Origin of the sequence: Streptomyces sp. NBC_00576 (genome assembly GCF_036345175.1) — a bacterium.
GTDB lineage: Bacteria > Actinomycetota > Actinomycetes > Streptomycetales > Streptomycetaceae > Streptomyces.
Genome location: NZ_CP107780.1, coordinates 985,721 through 1,000,984 on the forward strand (window position 1 = coordinate 985,721; position 15,264 = coordinate 1,000,984).

Here is a 15,264-nt window from a genome sequence, read left to right on the forward strand (position 1 = left end):
CCATGGACACCACGACTACGGTCATCGGACTGCACACCTCGGACGACTCCGGTCTCGTGGCCACCCCGTGCCTGCAACCCCGTCTGTCGTGGTCTCTGGCGAGCGAACGGCCGGGCGTCCTCCAGCACGCCTACGAGATCCAGGTGTCAGCCGACCAGTCCTTCGACGACCCTGCGTCCAGCGGAGAGGTCGAGTCCGGCCTGGTGACCGATCACCCGTGGCCGGCGCCTCCGCTGCGCAGTCGCGAGCTCCGCTACTGGCGCGTCCGTGTCCGCACCGACCTCGGGTGGACGGAGTGGAGCGGGCCCGTCCAGGTGGAAGCCGCACTGCTCGACGAGATGGACTGGACGGCCCGTCCCGTCCATGTCCCCAGTGACCGGGGCCGCACCTCCCCCGGCCCGGTGCCGCTACTCCGCCGGGAGTTCGACCTCCCGGCGGAGCCGGTATCCGCGCGCCTGTATGTGACCTCGCTGGGCGTCCACCGCACCGCGGTCAACGGCCGCCCCGTCTCCGACGAGCTGCTGGAACCGGGCTGGACGAGCTACCCCAACCGGCTGCTGTACGCCACCTACGACGTCACCGGCCTGCTCGTCCCCGGCCGCAACGCCCTTGCCGCCGCAGTCGGCGACGGCTGGTACCGCGGCCACCTCACCTGGCACAAGAACCGCAACGTCTACGGCGATACATCGGCACTTCTCGCCCAGCTCGAAGTCACCCTGGCCGACGGCACCACCGTCATGGTCGTCACCGACGACCACTGGCGGGGCAGTTACGGCGACCTGTTGGCGGCAGACCTGTACGACGGCTGCGAGCGCGACCTCCGCCACGAGCCGGACGGCTGGCAGCTGCCGGGATTCGACGACCTCGACTGGGAGCAGGCCGACGCACTTCCGCTGCCCACCGGGCTCACCCAGCGGACGCACCCACCCGTACGCGTCGTGCAGGTCATCCAGCCCGAGCGGCGGACACTGACCGACGGCACGATCGCCCTCGACGCGGGCGAGAACATCACCGGCTGGCTCAGATTCCGCGCGGGCGGACCGGCAGGAAGCACGGTGACCGTCCGGCACGCCGAAGTCCTCGACGAAGACGGACGCCTGCTGACCAGCATCCTGCGCGGCGCACGCGCCACCGACCAGTACACCCTGGTCGGTGGCACCGTCGAACTGAAGCCGGAGTTCACCTTCCACGGCTTCCGGTACGCCGAGATCGACGCCTCCCCCGGCGTCACCATCGAGGCGATCGAAGTCGACGTCATGGCCAGCGATCTGCGCAGGATCGGAGACTTCCGCTGTTCCGACGAGCGCGTGAACACGCTGTACGACAACGTCGTACGCTCCCAGCGCGGCAACTTCCTCGCCGTCCCCACGGACTGCCCGCAACGCGACGAACGGCTCGGCTGGACCGGCGACATCATGGCCTTCGCCCCCACGGCCTGCACCAACTTCGACAGCCGCACTTTCCTGGACAGCTGGCTCACCGACCTCCGCATCGAACAACGCCCTGACGGCGCGGTCCCATTGGTGATTCCCGACGTGGACCTCGGCGAACTGCCACCGATGGACCTGCCGTTCGCCGGCACCGCTGCGGGCTGGGGCGACGCCGCCACCGTCGTGCCGACCGCCCTTTTCGACGCCTACGGCCGGCGCAGCCTGCTGGGACGCCACTATGCGGCGATGCGCGCGTGGGTCGAGTTCACCGCCGGTCGTCTGGACGAGGACGGAACCTGGAGCGGCAACGCGCAACTCGGTGACTGGCTCGACCCGGCCGCCCCACCGGAGCACCCGGAGCGTGCCACCACTGACTCCGCCTATGTCGCCACCGTATTCGTCGCGAACAGCGCCCGCCTGCTCGCCGACGCGGCCCGGGAACTGGACCATGTCGAGGACGCCGACTGGTATGCGGCCTTGCACCGGCGTACCGCCGAGGCCGCCTGGCGCAAGTGGGGCGACCACGCCCGCACCACCCAGACCGGCTGTGCGCTCGCCCTCGAATTCGGCATCGCGCCCGCCACCGAACGCGCCGACGTGGGCGAGGCACTCGCCGCCCTGGTGCGCGCCAACAGCGGGCGCATCGCCACCGGCTTCCTCGGCACGCCCTTCGTGCTGCCCGCGCTCACCGCCAGCGGCCACTCGGACGAGGCGTATCAGCTCCTCCTCAACACGGAGTGTCCGGGCTGGCTTTACCAGGTGGAACGCGGCGCCACCACCATGTGGGAGCGGTGGGACGCCATCCGCCCCGACGGCACCATCGACACCGAGAAGGCCGGCACGATGCTGTCGTTCAACCACTACGCCTACGGCGCGGTCGCCGCCTGGCTCTACCGGTCCGTCGCAGGGCTGCGCCCCACCGCTCCGGGCTACCGCACCGTGGACATCGCTCCCCACCCCGGAGGCCACCTCACCTCGGCGGACGCCTCGATCGTCACTCCGTACGGCACGGTATCCGTCGCCTGGTCGATCAGCAGCAACACGCTGGCAGTGGACATCTCGCTGCCGCCCGGCACGACCGGACGGTTCAGGGCACCCGAGAGCTGGCGTTGCCCCACCGGGGTCGGTCGGCTCGGATCCGGTCACCACCACCTGATCCTCCACGCCGGCTCATGACTCCGCGCACCCAAGGAATGCGCACCATGGCCATCAGCCACGACCGCAGCGCCGCCGAGCCGAGTCTCGACGAGAAGACCACTCTGCTCTTGGGTCAGGGCTTCTGGTCCACCAAGTCCTCCCCACGGGCGGGAATCTCCTCGCTCGTCCTGAGCGACGGCCCGCACGATGTCCGCCGCCAGCGCCGGGACGCCGACAGCCTCGGCCTGTACGACAGCGAGCCGGCGACCTGCTTCCCGCCCGCGGTGGCGCTGGCCCCCAGTTGGGACCTCGAACTGGTCGGCAGGGTGGGTTGCGGCGCTCGGCCGCGAGGCCAGGACACTGGGTGTGAACTTACTGCTCGGCCCGGGCGTCAACATCAAGCGCTCACCGTTGTGCGGCCGCAATTTCGAGTACTTCTCCGAGGACCCGCTCCTCAGTGGCGTACTGGGCGCGGCGCACGTGGTGGGTGTGCAGAGCCAGGGCATCGGCGCCTCGGTCAAGCACTTCGCAGCCAACAGCCAGGAGACCGACCGGATGCAGGTCAGCGCCGACGTCGACGAGCGCACCCTGCGGGAGATCCACTTCCCGGCTTTCGAACGGATCGTGGCCCAGGCACGTCCGGCGACCGTCATGTGCTCCTACAACAAGGCCAACGGCACCTACGCCGCCGAGAGCCACTGGCTGCTGACCCAGGTACTTTGGAGGGGTGGGGCTTTGACGGACTGGTCGTCTCCGACTGGGGGGCGGTAGGGGACCGTGTCGCCGCGCTGCTGGCCGGTACCGATCTGGAGATGCCCGGCAACGGTCGCGGCACCGATGCGGAGGTCGCCGCCGGGGTGCGGTCGGGTGAGCGGGACGAGGCCGTCGTCGACGCTGCGGTGGCCAGGCTGCGCGATCTGGCCGGGCGGGTCCACGCCGACGCCCGCCCGCCCGTCGTGGACTTCGGGGCGCACCACCGGCTGGCCCGAGAGGCCGCCGCCGACTGCCTGGTGCTGCTGAAGAACGAGAATCGGACGCTGCCGCTGGCTCCGACCGGCCGGGTCGCCGTCATCGGCGAGTTCGCCGCGGCCCTGCGCTACCAGGGCGGCGGCATCTCCCATGTCAACGCCACACAGGTCGACAGCCCGGTGGACGAGCTGCGGGCTCTGCTGCCCGACGCCCAGGTCGACTTCGCCCAGGGGTACGACACCACGGGCCGCTCGGAAGCGGCACTACTGCGTGAAGAGGCCGTCGCGCTGGCCGCCGGGGCCGACACAGCCGTGCTCGTCGTCGGGCTGCGCGAGGCCGACGAGTCCGAGGGCTTCGACAGGGAGCACCTGCTTCTGCCGCCGGAGCAGATCGAGTTGAGGCCACCCCTGGGTCGGGCCCGCGCTGACCTCCGCGATGCTGTCCGGGCTGACCGAGGAGGAAGCCGCCGCAGCGGCGGAGGGCAATGCCGACGCACTGCGCCTGCTGTCCTCCATGGCTATGCGCCAGTTCGTGGGTTTCCTGCCCAGACAACTGCCGGATGAGCTCATGGAGACGAGCACGGCATCGCCGGAGCCTATCTGATCGCGCGCGGCCGGTCCCCCCGTACCGCGGCCCGCTGCGCCCTGACACGCAGCGGGCCGCTTGCACGCCTCGCCGCACGGCCGCCAACATCACCTGCCACCTGGCAGTTGGGCCGCACAGACCTCATCCGAGCCCTGCTGCCTTCGGCGGCGGCATCGGGTCGATGAAGCCGGAGTGACGGGCTCTGCGGTCGGTGACGGCGAGCGTCCACAGCACGATCTACCGGGCCATGCCTCATGCATCACGGTCAGAGCAGGAAGTTCAGCAGTACGTGGCCTCGGTTCCGCCGGTTCGAGGCCTCGGTCAGCGAGACGGCGCGCCGCTGAGAACTTCGACTCGGCCGGTGTCGAGCGAGTAGTAGGCGCTGACCACGGCCAGGTTTCCCTTCCGCGCAAGCGGAGCGAGGTCCTTGTTGGTCCGCAGATTGGCGGAGGTCTGCTTGACGTGAACGCGGATCATGGCGTCGACCGGGTCGGCGGCCTTCTCCTTGACGGTCGCCTCGTACGCCGGCCGCAGGGCTTCGGAGATCGCCTGGAGATTGCCGGGCAACTCCTTGCCGTCGCGCATCGCTTCGTACGCCGCCTTGATGGCGCCGCAGCGCTGGTGCCCGAGGACGACGATCAGTGGTGTCCCGGACGTCATGGGGCCGTACTCGACGGATCCGGTGACCACTGAGTCCACCACCTGGCCGCCTGTGCGCATCACGAACAGGTCGCCGAGCCCGGTGTCGAAGAGCAGCTCCGGCGGCACCCGTGAGTCGATGCAGGAGAGGATCACGCCGTAGGGATCCTGCCCTTCGGCGACGAACTCACGGCGCTTGGGGTCCCTGTCGGGGTGCTGAAGCTTGCCGTCGACCCAGCGCTTGTTGCCCTCCATCAGCCGCGCGAACGCGGCCCAAGGCGAATCCGGCCGCGCGCTCTCGGTGGGGGAGGGAGAGTTCGCCGCCGCTACCGCCGGCTTCTCCGAGGCGGCGTTGTCCGAAGACTTCGACGAACACCCGGTGATCAGGGCTGCCGTAGCCAGCAGCCCTCCGGTGAGTATGGCTCTGCGCTGCGGTTGTCCTGGACTACCCATGGGTCTTCGGCCCTTCTAGTGGGGGGTGCACGCCAAGGTGCTTGAAAGCTGGAGCGCACGTACTGTGCCAGACACCCGTGAAGGCGCTGTGGGCAGCCGACAGCGGACCTTCACTGTTCGCCTGCGGAGGTAACGCCCAGGTATCTGACACGTCAGGGAACCGTGATCGGCGCCCGGTTTCGCCTTGTTTGGCCAAGCGGTGCCGTGATTTAACTGTTACGTATAAGTGGAAGGGCCTGCCGAGCCTCTGACTGCCGAGAAGAACCCAACCGGGCTCGAAACCGCGGCCCCTCTGCCCGCCCGGGAGTCAGCGATGGTGCGAGCCGGTCGTGACGACTGCCGGTCGCCGGTGCCGAAGCCACCGGGACCAGCATGGTCATGCCGCTGAGCTGCGGTTTGGGTTGAGGGACTCGCCTGGAGGGCTCCTGAACAAGGTCACAATCAGGGATGTCGCCGAGCTCGCCCGAGTGTCGCAGTCTTGTGTCGAACTACTTCCACAAGCCTCACAAGCTCTCCGAGGCCACTCGGGAGCGGATCCGGCAGGCGGTGGAAGCGCTGGGGATCCGACCGGCCTCAGGGCCTTCGACGGGCTGTCGTGGGAGGCCACGGCACTGGCGCGGTTCGTCGGCGAGGGGCGAACCGGCTCACCCGACCACACGCTCGACGAGAACGTATCGATCCTCGCCACCATCGTTGAGTCGCGAGGCCGGATTGCCGCGTCCTGACCTGCGCGAACAGTGGAGAGACTCCATGTCCGATCTCATCACCAGGCTGGAACACCAGGAGAAGGAGCCAGTCTTCGACTCGTTCGCCGGACCGTGCCGCCGGAGAACCTTCTCGCTCATTTACCCTCCCCAACGCAGGCCCGCAGGTGACGGCGCCCACGGTTCACGGGAGGCTCTACGCAAGGACCACTACCGGTCGGCGCGCGGCCGGGCGCCGCGCGAACGCCTATTCCCCTGGCCTGGCAGTGGTCCGGCGTGGCACGAGAGTGGGGGAAAGCGTGATCTGAACCGACGGCCGGCGACGATCGGTGATCCGTTCCAGGAGGAGGCGAACGGCGTTGCTGCCCATCTCGTGCCCGGCCTGGTCGACGCTGGTCAGCGAGATCGGGCCGAAGGCGGCGAAGGTGGTGTTGTCGTATCCGGCCACCGAGATGTCGCCCGGAACGGACAGCCCGGCTTCGGCGAACGCCTCGATCACGCCCATAGCGACGATGTCCGCTCCGGCGAAGACAGCCGTCGGCCGGCGCGGACGGGCCAGCAGCTCTTTGGCGCCCTGGTAGCCGCCTTCCCGGGTGTAGCTGGCGGAGACCACGCCGATCCACTCCGCCAACCCGTGCGCCCGCATCGCCTGCCGGTATCCGTCGGCGCGCCGGGCGTTGGGCATCTCCACGAGGCGGGTCGGGTTCGTTTCGTGATGCTCGATGTGGGCGATCCCGTGATGCCCGAGACCGGTGAGGTGGCCGACGACCAGGGCCGCGCCCTCGATGTCGTCGTCGGCCACCGTGTCGTACACCGGGGAGGCCCCGTGCCGGCCGACGACGACCGTCGGCACCGAGGCGGCGATGCGCTCCAGGTGCGTGCGTGACGACACTGGTGCGACGAGGACGATGCCATCCATGCCGCGGTCGATCATCGCCTCGGTGACGCGGGCTTCCGCCTGCTCGCCGTTGCAGCCCGGTCCCAGAAACACCTGGTACTCGGTGTCCTCCAGGGAGGCGGTGATGCCGTCGAGGATCTCGGGGAAGAACGGGTTGCGGATGTCGGGCAGCATCACGCCGATGGTGTAGGTCTGCCCGCGCAGGCCCCTGGCCCCGGCGTGCGGCCGGTAGCCGAGTTCGTCGATCGCGCTGCGCACCTTGGCACGCATCTCCGGGCTGGCCCCGTAGGCGTTGCGCAGCACCTTCGACACGGCCGTGGTGGACACCTGGGCGTGACGGGCGACGTCCACGATGGTGACCCTGCGGCGCGGTGCTGGCAGCTCCATTCGCTCCTTGCCTCTCCGCGAAACGTTGCCGCCGAGTGTAGGGCCGCGGGCGCGGGAGGATCCCGCAGCTCAGAGGCGCCTCGTAGCCCTTCGCTGTGACACAAACGCAACTTGCGCGGCATCTTGACGGCACGCGGCACGCTCTCTAGGGTCCGGCTACACCCTTTGGGAAACGTTACCCACCCCCGCTCCCGGGTCGGCGACCCGGGAGCGGATCACGCCACCCCCAGACGAAGAGGCCGACCGGTGCCTTCCATGGAACGGCGACCGAAGGAATTGATCAGCAAGCGTTTGAAACGTTTCAAGAAAGTTGGTTCGCCGGTGAGCCGGTCCCCGCACGCGAAGCGTCTGCCGCGCATCCGGCAGGCGCGTACCACCCCGCCATGGTGGTTCGCGCTGCCTGCGCTGCTGCTGTTCGCCTTCGTCGTCCTGGTGCCGAGCGCTCGCGGTGTCTACTACGCCTTCACCGACTGGGACGGCCTCGATCCCCACTTCTCCTTTGTCGGCCTGGACAACTTCTCCGACATGCTGCGCGATGCCGACGCAACACAGGCCATCTGGCACACTCTGCTGATCGCCGTCTCGATCACCGTGATTCAGAACGCGGTGGGGCTGGTCCTTGCCCTGGGCGTCAACTCGGCCATCAAGTCCCGCAACATGCTGCGGGTGTTCCTGTTCGCCCCGGCCGTGATCACCCCGATCGTGACCGCCTACCTTTGGCGCAACCTGCTCGGACCGGACGGCGCGGTCAACAGCCTGCTGGGCGCGATCGGACTGAATGGCTGGGAGCAGGACTGGCTCGGAGATCCCGATCTCGCGCTCTGGGCGATCGTCGGAGTGATCGTGTGGCAGTTCGCCGGCTACTCCATGGTCATCTTCCTGGCCGGACTCCAGTCGGTACCCAGGGAGGTCCACGAGGCCGCGGCGATCGATGGAGCCGGTCCCGTACGGCGCTTCTGGTCGGTGACCCGACCGTTGCTGGCCCCGGCCTTCACCATCAATCTCATGCTGTCGATCATCGGCGGCATCAAACTCTTCGACCAGGTCTACGCGCTGACCGGCGGCGGACCGGGACACGCGACCGACACCCTCTCCACGCTGATCTACAAAGACGCCTTCACGCTCGGCGAGTTCGGCTACAGCATTGCCCTCGCGGTAGTACTGACGATCATCGTGGCGGTCGCCTCCACCGGCCAGTACCTCATGCTGTCCCGCAACGAGAGGGCCACTTCGTGAACCGCTACGGCCGCCGTACCCTCGCCCTCGAACTGGCGATGATCGCCGGCGCTCTGTTCGTCGCCTTCCCGGTGTACGTCCTGGTCAACCTCGCCGTGCGACCGACAGCCGACACCTCCTCGCCCATCAGTCCGACCACCTCCCCCACCCTCGACAACTTCACCCAGGCCTGGCAACAGGGCGCACTCGGCGGTGCGCTGGCAAACAGCGTGCTGGTGACGGTGTGCAGCGTCGTCATCGTGCTGGCCGTGTCGTCGCTCGCGGCCTATCCGCTGGCCCGCGTGACGGCCCACTGGGCGAGGGGAACGTACCTGCTCGTCCTTCTGGGACTGGCGCTGCCCTTCCAACTCGCCTCGCTCCCGCTATACCAGACCATGCGCGACATGGGCCTGCTCGGCAGCCCGTGGGCACTGGTTCTCTTCTACTCCGGCCTGCAGGTGCCCTTCACCGTCTTCCTCTACGTCGGCTTCCTGCGCGCCCTGCCCCCGGACTTCGAGGACGCCGCACTGATCGACGGGTGCACCCCGCTGCAGGGCTTCCGGTACGTGGTCCTGCCGATGCTCAAACCCGTCACGGCCACCGCCCTGGTACTCAACACGGTCGCCGTCTGGAACGACTTTTTCACCCCGCTGCTGTACCTCAGCGGCAGCGCCCAGCAGACCTTGCCGGTCGCGATCGCCGGATTCGTCGGCCAGTACGTCACCGACTGGAACCTCATCTTCGCCGCACTGGTGATCAGCGTCCTGCCCGTCCTGCTCCTCTACTTCCTGCTGCAGCGCAGCATCATCAACGGCTTCGCGGGAGGGCTGAAGGGATGACGACCCTCGCCTTCTTCTCAAGGGAGACACCATGAACACACGCACACCCGTGGCCCTGATCGCCGCAATAGCGGCCGCCGCCCTCCTTGCCGCCTGCAGCGGCGGCACCAACGCAGGCTCAGACAAAGGCTCGGGCGGATCCAAGACCCTCACACTCGCGTCGCAGGACCAGGGCTCCATCGATGCCGTTGTCAAGGCGTTCGAGAAGGCCAACCCAGGCGTCAGGGTCCGCTACACCGTCACCGGCACCGAGCAGTACCAGCAGCAGATCCGCACCCAGCTGAGCTCGGGCACGGCACCAGACGTGATGTCGGTCTGGCCGGGCAACGGGAACGCCGCGGCCACTCAAGTCCTGGCCAAACCCGGCTATCTGCGCGACCTCTCGGACCAGCCCTGGGTCGCGAAACTGCCCGACGCGGTCAGGGACATGACCGAGTACGAGGACAAGACCTACACCGCGCTCTTCGGGCTCAACGGCATCGGCGCCATCTACAACCAGCAGGCCATGGCGAAGGCCGACCTCACCCCGCCGGACACCTGGACCGATCTGCTGGCCTTCTGCCGGGCTGCGAAGGCCAAAGGCACCCCCGCCTTCGCGCTGGGCATCCAGGACGGCTGGGTCGACCAGATGGTCCAGTACGCGCTGGTCGCCACGACCGTCTACAGCGGCGACCGCGACTTCGACAAGAAGATGCAGACCGGCCGGGCCACCTTCGCCAAATCGCCGTGGACCACCGCCCTCGACAAGTACCTGACGATGGAGAAGACCGGCTGTTTCCAGGAGAAGCCGCTCGGCACCAGCTACGAAGCCAGCCAGCAACTCGCCGCCACCGGCAAGACCCTCGGCATCGTGCAGGGCAACTGGGTAGTCACCCTGCTCAAGGAGAAGAACCCGAAGGCCACCTTCACGCTGAAGGCACTACCCGCCACCGACAACCCGTCCGAGACCATCATGCCGGCCGCGTCGGGCGCCGGCTACGCGATCAATGCGAAGGCGAAGAACAAGGAACTCGCCCTGAAGTTCGTGAACTTCGTGATGTCGCCTGAGGGCATGAACACCTTCGTCGAGAAGCAGGGCAGTCTGCCCACCCTGCCCGACACGGGCTTCGCGGCGGACCCGTCCCTGGCCGAGGTGACGAAATTCGTCGAAGCGGACCGAACCGTGCCGTTCATGGACCAGCTGTGGCCCAGCGCCAAGGTCGGGCAGACCTTGGTCAGCGGCCTCCAGGAGATCTTCAGCGGCCAGACCACCCCCGGGAAACTCCTCGACGAGATGGACGCCGACTACAAGGCCGAAAGCTGACCATGCCCTATATCCCCAGCGAAGTGTGGAGTCGTGAACAGGTGGTCACCACCGTGGCCGTGCCGACAGTGCCGGCCGGTGGTGTCGCTGTCGAACAACGACACGTGCCGGGCCCCGCCCAGCGCGTTGCCGGTGACAACGTCCTTGCGGCCGTGACGGACGAAGGCCGATGCCATCATCATGGAGCCGACCATCCACTGCACGGAGGGCGGTACTTCGCACCCTTGCGGCGAGCGGGCCAGACAGCCGCGCGCATGTCGAGATCGTCGAGGGCGCCCGCGGACCACGCCTGGGGAACCGTCGCACACCGCACCCCGCTGCACCGTTCCATGCTACGGCTCCTCCGGAGCCACCTGAAGCGATGAACTGGCGGGTCCGGGTCCACACCGACCCCGTCCACCTGCCCAATGACCGGGGCCGCACTCCCCCGACCCCGTGCCTCCGCTCCGCCGGGAGTTCAACCTCCCGGCGGAGCCGGTATCCGCGCCTACGTCACCGCACTCGGCGTCCACCACCCCAGGATCAGATCAGCGGCCGTCCCGTCTCCGACAAACTGCTGGAACCAGGCTGGACCAGCGGCCCCAACCGGCTGCAACTGCCCTCATACGCACCTGCCTTGAATCCCCTGGAAAGCTGGTCACTGTTACGGCGCCACCCGCTGATCGACGGCTGCCTTGCCGACACCGGACTCGCTCTCACCCAGCAGCCGACAACAACCCGAAGAAGTCAGTATCAACATGACCGGTTCCGACCGCCCGAGACCGGCGCAGACGACTCGTGCGGCCACTGCGACTGACCTCCCATCGACACGAACGCGAGCGCCGTAGGTGCAGGTTGCGCCGGCGACGGAGTGCGGATCGAGTCCAGGCAGCCACTCCACTGTCAGTCGGACCACGTTCGCGTCGGCACGGGCGGCTCAGGCGCTGCCAGCCGGGTCCCTGCCACTCATCCGGCCGTAGACCGCTGTCGGCCTGTGGCGCATGAGCGCCGATGGTCACATATGCAGGGGAAAGGGAGGTTGCGCAGCAGGTCCAGCACCGCCGGGGGTGTGTCGGCACGCGTCCGGGCTCGACACGGGCAAACGGCCGGTAGCCAGGCACAGGCCCACGGACCGCGGCCGGAAGATCGGGACGCCAGACCGAGCCAACTTGCACCTGACGTTGGCATCAGGTTTTAGCGTGGCAGCTGTTGGTGCTCCGCGGCTCCCTGCGGACATCGCTTCCATGCTGTCAAAGATCTTCCGCGCCTGCTGTGAGCAGGTGCGACTCACAAAAGAGCACAAATGCGCGCAGCTGTTTGCTCGGCGGCCCGGACGCGGTTGAGGTCGCCGAGGTCGACAAGCCTGTTCCGGGCTTGAGCGACATTCGTATCAAGGTTCGGGCGGCCGCACTCAATCCGACCGATGTGGCGGCCTGGAGCGGGGGCTTCTTCCCTGCTCCACCGGAGGGGACCGCGTATGGCCTCGGCTGGGACGTCGCCGGCGTTGTCGACGCCGTCGGCCCGGGTAGCCACTGGATACCCGGGCAGCCTGTCATCGCGTTCAGCCACGCCTTGCCCCTCGGGCTGAACGGGGGACAGGCCGAGTACATCGCGGTTCCTCCCCAGGCGATCGCCGCCGCGCCCGCGGGTGTCGACCCCGTCCACGCCGCCACCATCCCCCTCAACGGCCTCACGGCGGCCCAGTCCGTCGAACTGCTCGGCATCCAGGCGGGCCAGACCGTGCTCATCACCGGCGCGGAGGGGGCGGTCGGCGGCTACGCGGTGCAGCTGGCCAAGCGCCGGGGAGCCGTGGTCATCGCGACCGACCTGTCGCCCGACGGCGCGTTCGCGACCAAGGTGGCGGGGGCCGACGTGTACGTACCGGCGTCGGAGACGCCGGCCGAGGCCGTCCGCACGGTGCGCCCCGAAGGGGTCGACGCCGTTCTGGACACGGCCATGCTCGGGCAGGCCGCTATCGGGGCGGTGGCGGACGGCGGCAGGTTCGTGACCACACGGATCGACGCCCTGCCTCAGACCGAGCGGGGCATCCGGGTCCTGCTGACGCAGGAGCCCGGACGGAGCGACCCGCAGCGGCAGAGGTTTCCGCTCATCCGCTCCCGGACTTCCTCCGGCGAACCGGTGCGGTCCTCTGAAGTTGACGCCGGTACCGCGAGCGTCAGACGGGCGTTGTGACGCTGCCCGTCGACCAGGACGGTCAAGCGCCGGGCCCCATGGAGTCAAGACCAGTCCTCCGACACGCACCGGCTCAGGCAACGAAGGTGCCCTTCTGTCAACAGAGCAAGCCAGTGCTCGACACCCATGTCGACTTTCGAGCGTCTACGGTCGTCGTAGGCGTGCCTGGCAGACGCGGTGGCCACGCCAGACCCTGCGGCTGTCGGTCCCGCCCTTCCCTTCTGCGGAGCTCGGCCGACGGCTCGAGGAGGGGTTCCGTCCTCATGCGCCGTCAGGGGCCAGTGCGTGAAAGCTTCCGGCGGCGCTACCGGTTGACCTCGATCGTCATGCTCAGACGATTCTCCCCGAGGCTCGCGAGCCGGAGGAGCACCTCATGTTTTGGCGTCCTGGGCGGCGGCGTGGCTCGCGACGAGGAGTGGCCAGGTCAGCTCAGCCATCTCGGTCGGTGTGCGGGGGCTGTCGCGTTGGAGCCAGTCGGTGGCCACGCCGAGGAGTGCGCCGGCGGTGAAGGCGGCGGGTACGTCGTGGGGGATGTCGGTCGGCGTAACGCTTTCCGGTGGTGCGCCGGCGTTCAGGCGCATGGCGACGTGGACGGTGGCGGAGATGCGGCTGCGGATGTGGTCGGTGACGCGGGCGCTGCCCTGTGGCCCCAGGAGGCTTCGGTAGAGGCCGGCGTGCTCGGCAAGGTTCTCGAAGAACGCGACGAGTGACCGGGCGGGGTCTGCGTCCGGGTCCGCCGGCGCGGGGTCCAGGGCGGGGAGTGAGTCGATCAGGGTGTCGATCGTCGAGGTGCAGGCGGCCTCGGCCAGTTCGTGCACGTCCCGGTAGTGGTCGTAGAACGTCGTGCGGTTCACGCCGGCCTGCTCGGCCACGTCCGCGACGCTGATCTGCCCCAGGTCCTGTTCCTCGACGAGCTTGATCAGTGCTCCCTGCAAGGCCGCGTGAGTGCGCCGTACGCGCCGGTCGCCTGCCGGTGCGTGCTGTCGGGTCGTGGTCATGGCTCACACATTACCTAACCGACGGATGTTGGATTGCCGACGGATGTCGGTTAACGTGGTTTTCGGAAGTGGCCTTTCCGGGCCGAGAGAGGAATCCCCCATGAAGATCACCGTGGACGAACCCAAGTGCGTGGCCGCCGGGCAGTGCGTCCTGATCGCGGCCGACGTCTTCGACCAACGGGAGGAGGACGGCATCGTCGTGCTACTGACCGAGGCTCCCGGGGCGGACCAGCACCAGGCCGTGCGTGAGTCGGCCCTGGCCTGTCCCGCCGCCGCGATCCACGTGGCGGAGTAGTGAACCGAATTGCGCTGGTAGGCGCGTCGGCGGGCGGACTGGCCACGGCGGAGGCGCTGCGCAGGGCGGGGCACCGGGGCGGGATCACGCTCGTCGGTGATGAGCCGCACCTGCCGTACGATCGGCCGCCGCTGTCCAAGCAGTTCCTGAAGGGGGAGTGGGAGCTGGACCGGCTGGCCCTGCGTCCGCGGGCGGACATCGACGAGCTGGATCTGGATCTGCGGCTGGGGGTGAGGGCGACTCGGCTGGACGCGGCCGCGCGGACGATATCGCTGTCAGACGGCACGCGACTGTCATACGAGGCGCTGGTCGTGGCGACCGGGGTGCGCGCCCGCCCGCTGCCCGGCACTGACGGAGTGGCCGGGGTGCACACGCTGCGCACGCGGGCCGATGCGGTGGCGTTGAAGGCCCGGCTGCGCGCGGGGCGGCGGTTGGTGATCGTCGGCGCCGGGTTCCTCGGTGCCGAGGTGGCCGCCGTCGCGCGGGGGCTGGGCGTGGAGGTGACCCTGCTGGAAGCCGATCCGGTTCCGATGGCCCAGGCCGTCGGCGAGCAGGCGGGGCGATTTCTGTCGCGGCTGCACAGCTACCACGGTGTCCGGCTGCTCACGGGAGTCACGGTGGCCGAGGTGATCAGCGTCGGCGGCGAGGCCGTCGGTGTCGAGCTGGCCGACGGGCGGGTGCTCCCGTCCGACGACGTGCTGGTCACCATCGGCTCGGTGCCCAACACCGAATGGCTGGCCGACAGCGGGCTCACGCTTGGCGGCGGGCTCATGTGCGACCAGTACAGCGCTGCCGCCCCCGGGGTATATGGGGTGGGGGACGTGGCGTGCTGGCACAACCCGCTGTTCGACACGGCTATGCGCGTCGAGCACCGCACCAACGCGGGTGAGCAGGCACTCACCGTCGCCCACAACCTGCTCAACCCGCACGCGCCAAGGCCGTTCGCCCCCGTGCCGTACTTCTGGTCCGACCAGTACGACACCAGGATCCAGGCGTACGGATATCTGCGAGACCACGACGAAGCCCTCGTCCTGGACAGCGATGTAACGGGCCGCCGGCTACTCGTGGCCTACCGCCGGGGAGACCGGCTCACCGGTGTGCTCGCCGTCGGCAAGGCACCCAAGGCCCTGCGCGCCTATCGGGCGCTCATCGCGTCAGGCACCACCTGGGACACAGCCACCACGGCCATGACCACCGCTTCACCGACCTTGTAGGCCGCACCGTGGCGTGCGGCGAAGAC

The 15,264-nt window shown here is 68.7% G+C and carries 12 protein-coding genes; 9 read left to right on the top strand and 3 right to left on the bottom strand.

Annotated features, from left to right (window positions below; all coding sequences use genetic code 11):
- Nucleotides 1-2: 2 nt before the first annotated feature.
- From OG734_RS04260 to OG734_RS04270, 3 genes are all read left to right on the top strand, one after another.
- Nucleotides 3-2,606 carry a family 78 glycoside hydrolase catalytic domain gene (locus tag OG734_RS04260; RefSeq protein ID WP_330286116.1) on the top strand — a complete coding sequence of 868 codons (2,604 nt, stop codon included), beginning with the start codon at nucleotides 3-5 and terminating at the stop codon, nucleotides 2,604-2,606.
- A gap of 327 nt (nucleotides 2,607-2,933) precedes the next feature.
- Nucleotides 2,934-3,338, top strand: coding sequence for a glycoside hydrolase family 3 N-terminal domain-containing protein (locus OG734_RS04265; RefSeq protein ID WP_330286117.1), 405 nt, complete (start codon nucleotides 2,934-2,936; stop codon nucleotides 3,336-3,338).
- A 41-nt stretch (nucleotides 3,339-3,379) separates the two neighbouring features.
- On the top strand, nucleotides 3,380-4,099 hold the full coding sequence (locus OG734_RS04270; protein WP_330286118.1) for a glycoside hydrolase family 3 protein: 720 nt from the start codon (nucleotides 3,380-3,382) through the stop codon (nucleotides 4,097-4,099).
- A 343-nt stretch (nucleotides 4,100-4,442) separates the two neighbouring features.
- Here the strand turns inward: OG734_RS04270 and OG734_RS04275 are convergent, their stop codons facing one another.
- Nucleotides 4,443-5,213 carry a carbonic anhydrase gene (locus OG734_RS04275; RefSeq protein WP_330286119.1) on the bottom strand — a complete coding sequence of 257 codons (771 nt, stop codon included), beginning with the start codon at nucleotides 5,211-5,213 and terminating at the stop codon, nucleotides 4,443-4,445.
- A gap of 951 nt (nucleotides 5,214-6,164) precedes the next feature.
- Nucleotides 6,165-7,202 (bottom strand): LacI family DNA-binding transcriptional regulator, encoded by a 1,038-nt coding sequence (locus OG734_RS04280; RefSeq protein WP_330286120.1) that lies wholly within the window; start codon nucleotides 7,200-7,202, stop codon nucleotides 6,165-6,167.
- Nucleotides 7,203-7,523: 321 nt separating this feature from the next.
- On the opposite strand from OG734_RS04280, the gene OG734_RS04285 reads away from it, so the two are divergent.
- From OG734_RS04285 to OG734_RS04300, 4 genes are all read left to right on the top strand, one after another.
- Complete coding sequence (locus tag OG734_RS04285) at nucleotides 7,524-8,438, top strand: carbohydrate ABC transporter permease (protein ID WP_330286121.1); 915 nt, start codon at nucleotides 7,524-7,526, stop codon at nucleotides 8,436-8,438.
- Entirely contained in the window at nucleotides 8,435-9,256 is an 822-nt protein-coding gene (locus OG734_RS04290) for a carbohydrate ABC transporter permease (protein WP_330286122.1), read from the top strand. Before OG734_RS04285 ends, OG734_RS04290 begins: the two co-directional genes overlap by 4 nt.
- Nucleotides 9,257-9,287: 31 nt before the next feature.
- Entirely contained in the window at nucleotides 9,288-10,559 is a 1,272-nt protein-coding gene (locus OG734_RS04295) for an ABC transporter substrate-binding protein (RefSeq protein WP_330286123.1), read from the top strand.
- Between the two features lie 1,353 nt (nucleotides 10,560-11,912).
- Nucleotides 11,913-12,731, top strand: coding sequence for an alcohol dehydrogenase catalytic domain-containing protein (locus tag OG734_RS04300; RefSeq protein WP_330286124.1), 819 nt, complete (start codon nucleotides 11,913-11,915; stop codon nucleotides 12,729-12,731).
- A gap of 371 nt (nucleotides 12,732-13,102) precedes the next feature.
- Here the strand turns inward: OG734_RS04300 and OG734_RS04305 are convergent, their stop codons facing one another.
- A complete protein-coding gene (locus OG734_RS04305) occupies nucleotides 13,103-13,729 on the bottom strand; it encodes a TetR/AcrR family transcriptional regulator (protein WP_330286125.1) in 627 nt (208 codons plus the stop codon).
- A gap of 100 nt (nucleotides 13,730-13,829) precedes the next feature.
- Here OG734_RS04305 and OG734_RS04310 point away from each other — a divergent pair, with 100 nt between their 5' ends.
- Together OG734_RS04310 and OG734_RS04315 are read left to right on the top strand one after the other, a co-directional pair.
- The gene (locus tag OG734_RS04310) at nucleotides 13,830-14,024 is read left to right on the top strand and encodes a ferredoxin (RefSeq protein WP_330286126.1); all 195 of its coding nucleotides are present in this window, start codon (nucleotides 13,830-13,832) and stop codon (nucleotides 14,022-14,024) included.
- Nucleotides 14,024-15,238, top strand: a complete 1,215-nt coding sequence (locus OG734_RS04315) for an NAD(P)/FAD-dependent oxidoreductase (RefSeq protein WP_330286127.1) — start codon at nucleotides 14,024-14,026, stop codon at nucleotides 15,236-15,238. Before OG734_RS04310 ends, OG734_RS04315 begins: the two co-directional genes overlap by 1 nt.
- Nucleotides 15,239-15,264 lie beyond the last annotated feature (26 nt).

What these genes read in the sequence shown, in the direction of transcription:
- OG734_RS04260 (WP_330286116.1), top strand. Translation starts at nt 3, where the DNA reads ATGGACACCACGACTACGGTCATCGGACTGCACACCTCGGACGACTCC.
- OG734_RS04270 (WP_330286118.1), top strand. Translation starts at nt 3,380, where the DNA reads ATGCCCGGCAACGGTCGCGGCACCGATGCGGAGGTCGCCGCCGGGGTG.
- OG734_RS04275 (WP_330286119.1), bottom strand. Translation starts at nt 5,213, where the DNA reads ATGGGTAGTCCAGGACAACCGCAGCGCAGAGCCATACTCACCGGAGGG.
- OG734_RS04280 (WP_330286120.1), bottom strand. Translation starts at nt 7,202, where the DNA reads ATGGAGCTGCCAGCACCGCGCCGCAGGGTCACCATCGTGGACGTCGCC.
- OG734_RS04295 (WP_330286123.1), top strand. Translation starts at nt 9,288, where the DNA reads ATGAACACACGCACACCCGTGGCCCTGATCGCCGCAATAGCGGCCGCC.
- OG734_RS04305 (WP_330286125.1), bottom strand. Translation starts at nt 13,729, where the DNA reads ATGACCACGACCCGACAGCACGCACCGGCAGGCGACCGGCGCGTACGG.
- OG734_RS04310 (WP_330286126.1), top strand. Translation starts at nt 13,830, where the DNA reads ATGAAGATCACCGTGGACGAACCCAAGTGCGTGGCCGCCGGGCAGTGC.